Genomic DNA, 11,137 nt, shown 5'->3' on the forward strand with positions numbered 1-11,137 from the left:
TTTTATCACTTTTAGCTCATAAAAATCCTCTCCTGTATCACACTAATGATAGGAGGGATTGCTATGCTTCGATCCATTATTCACATCTTCTTGGTTGGTTTAGCGGTTTATGCCGGTTATAAAAACCGGTACCGCTTGGTCAATGCGGCGCTATCCAATGGCTTCCTGAGAAGATTTCTAGTGACCAAATCCTTGAGCATGCCCATGTTCAGGGACAAAATGATGCAAAGCATGTTCAGTCAGACCAAATGAATATGCCTGCATTTCTTAAAAAGGAACCTCATCAAGGTTCCTTTTTTTACTTTTTTCATGATATCGTCTATAGTTTTAAGTAACAAAATCAGAAGCTTGAGATCGATTGGAAAGTGGGGAAGGCATTGGGATTTAAAGAGGATTATTTGTTTTGGGGAACCATAAGGGAGTTGTCGGCCCATTATGATTATCGAATGATTACCGTCACGGAAAACCATCAGGAGATTTGGCTTGAAAGCGATACGAATAAGGAATTCCCTGTCATCAGGCTGATCCGGCATGATTTGGATTGGGCAAACTGGCTGAAGCGTGATATCGAACGGACTTTGCAGAATGGGGAAAGAATCAGGCAGAAATTATACAAAAAACCAATAAACATATTAAGCATCTATGTGAGTAAATTTACGCCTGTCGATGATCATGATTTCAGTTTGCAGGTTGCTTCCTATAAAAAAACGAAGGTGGACACATTCATTCTCACTTCTGAAGCATTTCAACAGTCGCTTCAGAACCTTGAGCATGTCTTGAAAAAATCACTTTCCGTTCAAGTTCTTCAAGAAGATGAAATAGATGAAGAAAAAGTACTTGCTTTAAAGAAGGACGCCATCTCCGAGTCAGTCAAAAAGGCCAAGGCAGAGCAGAAAGTGTTTCAAAATGCCAACAAGCCATTCTTTACATATATATTCATGGCGATTCAGGTAGTTGTGTTCATGTTGATGGAGTTCAATGGGGGCAGCACCAATTCCAAGACGTTGATCGAGTTCGGGGCAAAATCCTCACCATTGATCATGCAGGGGGAGTGGTGGAGGTTCTTTAGCCCGATGATCGTGCATATTGGCTTCCTTCATTTGCTGATGAACACTTTTTCCCTGTATTTAATTGGTGCTGAAGTAGAAAGGATTTACGGCAATGCCAGGTTCCTTTTCATTTATGTATTCGCTGGCTTTGCCGGGACGCTAGGCAGCTTCATCATGACCCCGAACCTATCGGCTGGTGCAAGCGGAGCGATTTTTGGCTGTTTCGGAGCACTGCTGTACTTTGGAATCGTTTATCCGAAGTTATTCATGCGCTCGATGGGATCATCCGTCATCGTCTTGATCATCATTAACTTGATATATGGTTTTTCCGTTTCAGGCATTGACAATGCAGGACATATCGGAGGTTTGATTGGTGGCTTCCTTGCTGCTGGAGTGGTCCATCTTCCAAAAAACAAACACATTTTGCGGCAGTTGCTTTTTTTAATGGGAACGGTGATTTTGACTTATACTCTGCTCCAGTACGGCTTCAATCATCAAAACAGCTCGGCCGTCAATGATAACACGATGGCGCTGCTTGCCCAAAAATATATCGATGATGAAGAGGAAGCTAAAGCGGAAGAAATGCTGAGCGATTATGTAAGTGACAAACCGGATGCACCTTTTTCGCTATTCATGCTCGGAAATTTAGCCTTTGAAAAAAAAGACATTGACAAAGCCAAGGATTATTACGAAAAATCAATCGCGGCGAATCCGGATTTACATCAAGCGCATTACAACCTAGCCTTGGTCGAAATGAATCTTGGAGCATACGATCAAGCTAAGGAGCAAGCAGAAAAGGCGATTGAGCTTGCTCCGGACAATAAGTCATATGCCAAACTGCTGAAGAAGATCGAAACCCAACTATAAATCTTGGCGCAGCATGATGGGGGTACCGTCTTTCAGTGTAAACAAGACAAGTAATTCACGTTGATTCTTCGCCATAAGCAATAAGGGGATGGTGCTGCCTTGTGCATTAACGGTGGAGCCATCCTCTTTCTTTATTCCTAATACATAACCTTTATAAAGGCCCTCCCAAAGCCTGCCAACAATTTCTTCCCGCTTGAATGGAGGGAATGCGGAAAGCCATTGGTTTTTTTTGTCAGGGAGGTCGGTCAATGAGATGATGTTATATTGATCCAAGTTAATGTGATACGCTTGACTGGCTTTTTCCAAGCCGTTTTGAACCGTTTGCTCGGTCAAGCTATCCAGTGTTTTTTTCCATTCAATCTGTTCTTCCGAAAGCGGACGGTGGAAATATTGAAAGGAAGGTGTCGTTATGGCATATATTTTATCTTTACTGAGCTGCTGGGCACTGGTGAAAATGGTTTCACTTGGATGAACCTCTGCATAATGAAAAGTGACGGCATCATAACGTCCGCTTTCACTTTCTTTCGCCTTCGCTTTTTGGGAGAGTTCTTGTTTATTTTGCCGCCAATTCTTTAAAGCTCCTGTCAATTTTCCATTGGTATATAAGAGGGATACGTCTTGACGCAGGTAGGCAAACCGGTCCAATGCGGAATTCACCCTCCAAGTGATCGTATAGCTGGAACCCGCGTTTTCCTTTGGCGTAAGATGTGTGGAAGCATGTTCAAAATGGAGCGAGGAATCTATGGGGAAAAAAATGATGGTTTCCTCTGCCCGCTCATTATTTGAAAAATAAAGGATGACAAAAATCGTAGTCAAGAGTAATAAAACGGTATACTTCAATTGTAATTTCATTTTTCCCCTCCGTTTTAGCGCATGATGCAAGCCTTTACGGGATGCATCGTCTGTCTGAAATATGAAAAATCGAAACAATTTTAGATTAGGCGTTCACTTGTCTTGTATTCCATCATATGAATGGAGTTGGACATGTATGAGGGGGAGCGGGAAATTATCAAATGAGGAAATGAACGCTTGTTACAAAACGGTTGATTCGATATACTTTCTTATAGAAAAGAGTAAAGAGGCCTATTATGAAAACATATTATGATCTTCAACAATATTTGAAAAGATTTGGTACATTTATTTATATGGGCGATCGTGTCGCCGAGCTTGAAATGATGGAGACCGAAATCAGGGAAATCCATCGAATGCAGATGATGGATACGAAAGATTATCAAATGGCAATCCTGTTGATTAGGCAGCAATTGGCCCATGAGACGGAGAAACAGAAAAAAATTGATGAAAAAAGGTGAGAATGATGGAAAAGTGGCTGATGGGTGTCGATTTAGGCGGTACAACTACCAAACTGGCTTTAATCAATACATATGGGGAGATCATTCATAAATGGGAAATCAACACCGACATCTCCGAAAAGGGGAAATTCATCACGATGAACATTGCCAAGGCAATAGATGCGAAGCTTGAAGAATTGAATGAACCGAAGAGTAAGTTAGTGGGGATAGGGATGGGGGCTCCTGGCCCTGTGGATTTTGTCAACGGTTCGATATACGAAGCAGTGAATCTGGGGTGGAAAGACTATCCATTGAAGGATTTATTGGAAGTCGAGACCTCATTGCCTGCGGTCATTGATAATGACGCCAATATGGCTGCTCTCGGAGAGATGTGGAAAGGTGCCGGTAATGGAGCCAAAGACCTTGTTTGTGTAACACTTGGTACGGGTGTAGGCGGGGGCATCATACATAATGGCCGAATCGTCCATGGAACAAGCGGTGCTGCAGGTGAAATAGGGCACATAACGGTTATTGCCGACGGCGGAGCTCCGTGTAATTGCGGTAAGACAGGTTGTTTGGAAACGGTTGCTTCAGCTACCGGAATCGTCCGGCTGGCTTTAGAGGCATTGAATGAGGACGATGGAACATCGTTGCTGCAGCAAAAAGTGAACGAAGGAAATGGCGTTTCTTCCAAATTGCTATTCCAATGCGCAAAAGATGGTGATTCCTTGTCAAAAGCTGTGGTCGATAAGGTAGGCAATTACTTAGGACTTGCGCTGTCACATGTAGGGAATGTCATGAATCCGGATAAAATCGTAATTGGCGGTGGCGTTTCCCAGGCGGGAGGGATCTTGCTTGATACGGTCCGTGCTGCCTTTGAAAAGTATGCGTTCAAACGAGTTGGCAAATCAACGAAAATAAGCCTTGCAACACTAGGCAATGATGCTGGGGTAATAGGGGCAGCTTGGCTAATTAAAAATCAATAGAATTCTTGAACCGTTTTCTTAGCAGCCCTGTTCGGATAGGACTGAGAGAAACGTTGAAAAAACGAAGCCTGGAGCAATCCAGGTTTTTTTGGTATCGCATTTTTTCGGAGATCGGTTCATAAAATCAGACTAGGAAGGGGGCGGAGCATTAAATGAAAGTCGTGAGCAGAAGCTGGGATACGTTGGCCTATTACAGCGAATTATTTCAAATCCCACAAGTTTTACTGGAGGATGCCAATCCCAACATCTCTGGAGGAAATTTGCCAACAGACATCGAGGTTCAGATTCCCGGGTTCGTAACGGATAAAGAATCCCGTTCGGGGAGCACGTTGAGAGATATCGCGTTACGATCCCACTTGCCCCTCGATGCTTTATCATTATTGAATCAAGTTGAGAAGGAAACGGTTTCCGTACCGGTCAGGATCATCAACCCCTTGCTTGTCATCGAAAAACCGTATGATTACCAATCTCTTCTTGATGGCCTTGACATCCTTTCTTTTCATTATCCCTTCATTCAAGTTGAATCGATAGGGAAGAGTGTATTAGGAAAAGAGCTTTTGGAAGTAAGGGTCGGTCAAGGGAAGAAGGTGATCCATTATAACGGTTCATTCCATGCCAACGAGTGGATCACCTCGGCCGTTTTAATGAAATGGCTGAATGATTTGCTGTTGGCAGTTACGAATGATCGCACGCTTTGCAGTGTGGATTGCATGCCTTTTTATCAAAATGTGACCATCTCAATTGTTCCGATGGTCGATCCGGATGGAGTCGACCTAGTCATAAAAGGAGAGCAAGCCGCTGAAGGGAGATTTGATGTTTTAAAGATGAATAACGGAAATCCCGCCTTTTACGCTTGGAAAGCCAATATCCGCGGTGTTGACCTGAATAATCAATATCCAGCGAATTGGGAGATTGAGAAGCGAAGAAAGCTTCCAAAAGCTCCCGCCCCGAGGGATTTTCCAGGAGAGTATTCTTTATCTGAGCCAGAAGCATTGGCCATGAAGGAATTGGCTGAAAGACGGAATTTTGAAAGAGTGATAGCCCTTCATACACAGGGGAAGGAATTTTATTGGGGATATGAAGGACATGAACCCGAGCATTCGGCGAGTATGGCGAAGGAGTTCGAGATGCGCAGCGGATATCGTGCCGTTCAATACGTTGATAGCCATGCGGGGTATAAAGATTGGTTCATACAGGAATTCAAACGGCCTGGCTTCACGATTGAGCTGGGTACGGGAATCAACCCACTTCCTTTGTCGCATCTTCCTGGAATTTATGAAGATTCCGTGAAGATTTTAATGGCAGGACTCTATATGTGATTACATTTTACTAAGGAATATACTTCCACAAAAATATAAGATAATTATTCGCCACATTTTCTCTTTTTTACTTTATAATGAAAGTCGTAAGGATTAGAATAACCCTTGCTCTTTCTAATGTCTCGCTCACATATGCCAGGCGTTTTTAGTTTTGAAGTTGGAGGTGTGTGGAGATTAAAGCAATCAAAGCAGCGCTTTGTATGCGGCTTACCATATGCAAGATGTTGTGTATCGTCCCATTATTTATCTCCACTATCCTTCTTATCTCGGCTTGTGAGCCTTCCAAGGACCTTAGTAAACCCGTAACTGATACGGAAAAAGAACACTCCCCATCCTACTTAGGGAACTCTTCACGTGATTGGAAGATCCCGACTGATGAAACCGAAAAAATCGACCAAATCTATGGATGGCTTGATACCAATACCATTTTATTTGCTGAGAAGCGGGATGGCAATAAAGTCCCCCAGCTAATGGCTTGGGACCTGGAAACGAATGAAACGTCCGTTTTTTATCAGCCCGCCATTGCGTTTTCCGAAGTTTCAATCAGTCCATCTGGAACGCATATTTTGATTTCGTCCTTCACGTCTTCGGGCAAAGCATCGATCACCATTCTCGATCGTACAGGCAATCCATTGTATTCTATGGCGATACCCGCCTATGAATTAGCTTATGAGTGGAACGCCTATCGAGATGGAATGCTGTTTTTATCAAGTTTTAACGAAGATTGGACATATAGCTCTTATGTGCTGAACCCAGATGATCAATCAATGGAAACACTGGACTTTCCTCAGCCCTTTGCTCAATGGGCAGGTGAAAAGGAATTGATGTTTCTCGATTGGGACCGGGATGAACCTGCTTTGACGGCTCCCTTAGTAAGGAAGGCGCTGAATGATGATAAGGCGGATAGCCTTATGCTCGATGTCATTCACTTTAAAAAAATGAAGCATGCGCTGATGACGATTCAAGTGGAGACAGAAAAACATGATCGGGGTACATACGCTTTTTATGATCAAACTAACGAGCCGATTCACTCTTTTTCCGTGCCGCTATTGAAAAGCTTTTCAGATTGGGTGATTCCTTCCTATGATTTCAATGAAAAAAACAAGGAATTCATAACGTTCATTCCAAATGAATCAAAAGACGCGGATCAATATGAGGGAAGGTTTACCTTGACTAAATTAAATTGGGAAAAAGGCACACAAGAAGAAGTGATGAAGGACATGGAAAATGAACCGTTAAGCTGTTCGCTTGATGGCAACTTCTGCTTATATGGATATCAATTCGAGAAAATCATCGATATGAAAACCCATCAAATACAAAGACTATTTAAAAAACAATGATGATCTAAATTAAAAGCTCGCCACAATGGCGAGCTTTAGCTTTCATACTGTAGACAGACTCTGTAAGGATGGAGTGTGTTTGCAGTATTTTTTAGGTTCAGAAAATCTGAACCCTGTTTTTCAAACGACTTTGCGTGAAAACTATTATAAATCCTCTATTACCCACGTTAGTTTCTGTCCATCGACCGTTTCATTCGTTGACGCGCATTTCCCGCAGGAGTCGTTGCCTTCCGTTCCATTACACTTAGATTTAACAGATAGAAAGAACATCTCTGCCCACAGTATCGGGTTTCTACTTAGACCGTTTCATTCCACTTCAGGCACTCGCTTTCCGCGGGCGGCCCGTGAGCCAGCCTGCGGGGTCTCACGTTGACACGCATTTCCCGCAGGAGTCTCGTTGCCTTCCGTTGCATTCCACTTTGCGTGAAAATGAAGATAACATCTCAAATTCCCCGCAGGAGTGTCGCCCCTCCGTTTCAATCCACTTTGCGTGTGATGGAATTCCCATTGTTCTCAGTTAATCCACATGATTAGCCTGGATAATAATAGTGTAGGCACTTGCGATACTGACATAGGCTCCGAGACTTCACGAGATTCTTCGCTAAATTACCTAACTATTAAATCGGGCCCCATGATAATGAAAAGTCCTCATATAAACCTACTAGTTCGTATTGCTAATTCCAAATTTGAGAATGCACAATTCAAAATTGGAACGCTATGGTGTAGTTTTACATGATTTAATTTGATTATTAACAAATACACCGTAGTAAGTTTTGTATTATTAGGGAGGGCTGAAAACAATTATTACCTCTGCGATGTTTCTGTTTCATATACTCCAGATGATTTATAGATATGTAACATTCCATCGCATTAGTGAATTTGTTAAAAAACTAATTTAAGACAAGAAAGAACTAGGAGATGTATTAGTTGAAAAAAATAATTTCATTTATTGCGGTTTTCATCTTAATATTTGCATTTTTTTTACAGCCTCGTGAAACTAAGGCAAAGAATCAAAGCGAAAAAAACTACTTAGTAGAGTTTAATAAAAAATTGGATACTAAATTAATAGAAAAAGAGGGAGGGGAAATTAAAGGAAAATACAAGCATTTTAAGACTGCAAAAGCATCATTAACAACTGATGAATTATATAAAATAAAGAAAAATCCAACTGTAAAATTAATTGAAGAAGATGTAACCGTACAATCTACTCCTTTAAATGGAGAAACATATCTTGAAAATGGATATAGTTGGGGAACAAAAAGAATTAATGCAGATAAAGCTCATGAAAATGGTATTACTGGAAAAGGCATTAAACTTGCCATTTTAGACACGGGAATTTCAAAGCATTCTGGGATAGTAATAGAAAAGCAAGCTTCATTTATAGATAGTGAAGAAGATGCTATAGATTTAAACGGTCACGGAACAGCAGTAGCTAGTGTAATTGCAACTTCATATGAAAATTCTGGTTACCACGGAGTAGCTCCAGATGTTAAATTGTATGTTGGGAAAGTACTCGATCAAAATGGTTCAGGACAATATAGTGATATAATTGAAGGAATTGAATGGGCAATTGAAGAAGATATCAATATTATAAACATGAGCTTCGGTGGTATTAAAGGATCTGAAATATTGAAAAATGTAATTGATAAAGCTTATGATCAAGGAGTCTTAATGATTTCTTCAGTTGGAAATGAGGGGACTGAAAAAGTTACTTATCCGGCTGCCTATGATCATGTAATTGGTGTTGGAGCCTCAGACTTCTATAATCAAATGAGTTCACTGTCTAATTATAGCGATCAATTAGAATTGGTTGCCCCTGGAGTAAATATTCAAACTTTAGATTTAAATGGCAATCATATAACTGCAAGTGGTACTTCCATAGCTGCCTCATATGTTTCAGGAGCTGCAGCCCTTCTTTGGTCACAAAATGTAAACCTTGATAATAAAGAAATACACACAAAATTAAAGAACTACGCTACAAAACTAGAAAATCAAAAAAAATATAATTTGGTAAATGTTGATCCTTCTATCTCTCAATATGTAGAAGCGTACAATCCAGATAACATCCAAACAGATTCAAAACAAGGTGAATTAAACGAAGAAGAATTGGCATTTCTAACTGAAGCAGGTTGGTCAGAAGAAGCTATCGATGGAACGACTAAAGAAGAATTGAAAGAGTTTATTTCTGAAGGAGCAATGAATCCTGACTATTCTGAAACGACTTATACATTTGTACCGGAAGATGAAATTAGTGGGGATGTTCAAGCTCAAAATTTAAAAAATGGTGGAAGTATTACTCTAAAGGTAAGTGCGTCTTATGTCGGGATCAAGAATAATAATGAAAAACAGTTTAAAATAAATGGTAGTTATAATTGGAATAGCATGCCAAAAAATCGGTATGTGGATCTTTTTGCTCTAGCCTGGACCGATAATGCTTGGTATAAATCTACAAGTAAATTATCTCATACTTATTATGGTGCAATTCCCATTACTGAATCTGTTACTGTTTTTAAACCTTCTTTAAAAGCGGGTATGTCTTGGAAAGTAGATCTACGTGCTGGATCGCATGATGATATCGGAAAATTCACACAATATATTTATCTGCCTAAATCCGCTTCAAGTAAAGACAATGGACCTTTACAGGCAATAGTAGAATATTCTCATGCTTTCACAACGATAGCTCCATCTATAGGTGGTGGCGCAACTGGTTTTTCATACGGAATTTCTACAGGAACGGGTAAAGACTACGCTGACAATCCTCCTAAAAGCAGTGTGAAAAGTTACTAATTACCAGAAAGGGAGGATGAATTGCTCTCTTTCTGCGCTAAGCATTTTTTCCATACGCAATAGTTGAAGGGGGAATAGGATGAGTAAGTTACTTATGAATAGTATAGTTGGTATTGTGTCTATTTCATTAATAGTATTTGGATATTACTACTACATAGCTCAAATGGATAGGTTTTTTTAGTAAACTTTGCTGTTTTTTTAATGAATTTTAGATGTGATATAATTATGGTAATAAAAGGTTAAGTTTATTTACTGATAAATAAAATAAAGGGGAATTTACTTTGTATTTGTTAATATCAATTATTTTATCTGTTATATTAGGTTATCTATTGCTTATGATGGGACCTTTGGTTGGTGGCTTCCTTGCTTTTGGGATAGTTGCTGGCACCTTATTTAGAGGGCTTTATCTTTTAAATGACATACATAAAAGACTACCAAAAGATGCACCAAAACCCGAAAAAGCAAAAGAGGCTTAAGAAAACTATTTGAAAGAGAAAGACCGAGGGTAGAGAATTTTCTCTATCCTTTTTTTAATTACACAGCACATCTATACGCATTAACTGTTAAGTAGTTAGATTTTTTGCAGGATGAAATAAGCATTTGCTCCACCTGTTATTCAAAGTTCAATGTTTAACAATTTAGAGTATTAAAACAATACAGATAATTGTCAAGATATTTGGTTATAACACCTTGAAAACGCCTAATCCAAGTTTTCAAGCGACTGGTGGAAGTTGTTCACGTTCTGGATGTGAAAGATACCTTTCTTTATATATTGTTTCTGCAATGGCGATAACTTTTTTATTGCGTATGGGACCTTTTGAACAGCCTATCTGGATGCAAGTAGTATTTTTATTTTCCACCTCTACACTTACATATATTGCTTTTAAGAATAAATCTGAAATTTCATTTGTTATTGTAAGCATTTGTGCTATCGTAATCCTATTTTCTTTATCGCTAAGGTTTTTTTGTTTTTGAATTCATAGGAAGTTCGCTTGACTCAATATGAATTGCCCCGTATATGTTAGACACCAAACTAACATGTACGGGGTGTTTTCTTAATACGTAACCCCGATCCATTAGGACCATATGAATAGAAACACTAATGTATTTTAATAACCTTCGTTGAGACTTCCCCCAAACAATATCCATATCGTTTCGATTCTAACCTTAGTTTTCACGCCGAGTGGAACGGAACGGAGCGGTCTAAGTACAGATACTCCAAACTTTAGGCAATCGGGGAATAAAAAAAGGTTTCGGAAGGGATATCCTTCCAAAACCTTTTTTTCGTTAATGGGCAACAGGAAAGCCGCTGTTGATGATCGTCATGACAGTGAACCAGCCGAATACGACCGCACTGCCGGCTGCAAAAATGAATCCTAAGAAGTTTCTCTTTTTTAATGAGGTAAATACAGCAGCTACTCCCAATATAGCCACCAGTCCGAATACGACCATTAATATCATCTTAAAACCCCCTTTTTTCGTAATGCCAATCCTTAATAA

Annotated in this window: 10 protein-coding genes and 1 pseudogene; 8 read left to right on the forward strand and 3 right to left on the reverse strand. The window is 40.0% G+C overall.

The window, feature by feature from the left end; genetic code table 11:
* The first annotated feature begins 63 nt into the window (after nt 1-63).
* Together CVN76_RS08180 and CVN76_RS08185 are read left to right on the forward strand one after the other, a co-directional pair.
* The gene (locus tag CVN76_RS08180) at nt 64-252 is read left to right on the forward strand and encodes a hypothetical protein (protein ID WP_100530859.1); all 189 of its coding nucleotides are present in this window, start codon (nt 64-66) and stop codon (nt 250-252) included.
* Nucleotides 253-377: 125 nt separating this feature from the next.
* Nucleotides 378-1,916: a rhomboid family intramembrane serine protease gene (locus CVN76_RS08185; protein WP_100530860.1), complete on the forward strand. Its 1,539-nt coding sequence runs from the start codon at nt 378-380 to the stop codon at nt 1,914-1,916.
* Here CVN76_RS08185 and CVN76_RS08190 read toward each other — a convergent pair.
* The gene (locus tag CVN76_RS08190) at nt 1,911-2,768 is read right to left on the reverse strand and encodes a hypothetical protein (RefSeq protein WP_100530861.1); all 858 of its coding nucleotides are present in this window, start codon (nt 2,766-2,768) and stop codon (nt 1,911-1,913) included. The genes CVN76_RS08185 and CVN76_RS08190 overlap by 6 nt on opposite strands.
* 236 nt (nt 2,769-3,004) lie before the next feature.
* Between CVN76_RS08190 and CVN76_RS08195 the strand changes: the two genes are divergently transcribed.
* The 6 genes from CVN76_RS08195 (at nt 3,005) to CVN76_RS08220 (ending at nt 10,113) form a co-directional block, all read left to right on the forward strand.
* Nucleotides 3,005-3,226: a YqgQ family protein gene (locus CVN76_RS08195; RefSeq protein ID WP_100530862.1), complete on the forward strand. Its 222-nt coding sequence runs from the start codon at nt 3,005-3,007 to the stop codon at nt 3,224-3,226.
* A gap of 2 nt (nt 3,227-3,228) precedes the next feature.
* Complete coding sequence (locus CVN76_RS08200) at nt 3,229-4,191, forward strand: ROK family glucokinase (protein WP_100530863.1); 963 nt, start codon at nt 3,229-3,231, stop codon at nt 4,189-4,191.
* Nucleotides 4,192-4,343: 152 nt separating this feature from the next.
* Nucleotides 4,344-5,510, forward strand: a complete 1,167-nt coding sequence (locus CVN76_RS08205) for a M14 family metallopeptidase (RefSeq protein ID WP_100530864.1) — start codon at nt 4,344-4,346, stop codon at nt 5,508-5,510.
* A 167-nt stretch (nt 5,511-5,677) separates the two neighbouring features.
* On the forward strand, nt 5,678-6,850 hold the full coding sequence (locus CVN76_RS08210; protein ID WP_100530865.1) for a hypothetical protein: 1,173 nt from the start codon (nt 5,678-5,680) through the stop codon (nt 6,848-6,850).
* Nucleotides 6,851-7,777: 927 nt separating this feature from the next.
* A complete protein-coding gene (locus tag CVN76_RS08215) occupies nt 7,778-9,637 on the forward strand; it encodes a S8 family peptidase (RefSeq protein ID WP_100530866.1) in 1,860 nt (619 codons plus the stop codon).
* Nucleotides 9,638-9,918: 281 nt separating this feature from the next.
* Complete coding sequence (locus CVN76_RS08220; protein ID WP_061141990.1) at nt 9,919-10,113, forward strand: hypothetical protein; 195 nt, start codon at nt 9,919-9,921, stop codon at nt 10,111-10,113.
* Nucleotides 10,114-10,171: 58 nt separating this feature from the next.
* On the opposite strand, the pseudogene CVN76_RS32355 reads toward CVN76_RS08220, so the two are convergent.
* Nucleotides 10,172-10,418: pseudogene (locus tag CVN76_RS32355) on the reverse strand (IS1595 family transposase); the annotation flags it as partial.
* Between the two features lie 506 nt (nt 10,419-10,924).
* Entirely contained in the window at nt 10,925-11,098 is a 174-nt protein-coding gene (locus CVN76_RS08230) for a DUF2759 domain-containing protein (RefSeq protein ID WP_064505148.1), read from the reverse strand.
* Nucleotides 11,099-11,137 lie beyond the last annotated feature (39 nt).

This window comes from Bacillus sp. mrc49 (assembly GCF_002803435.1).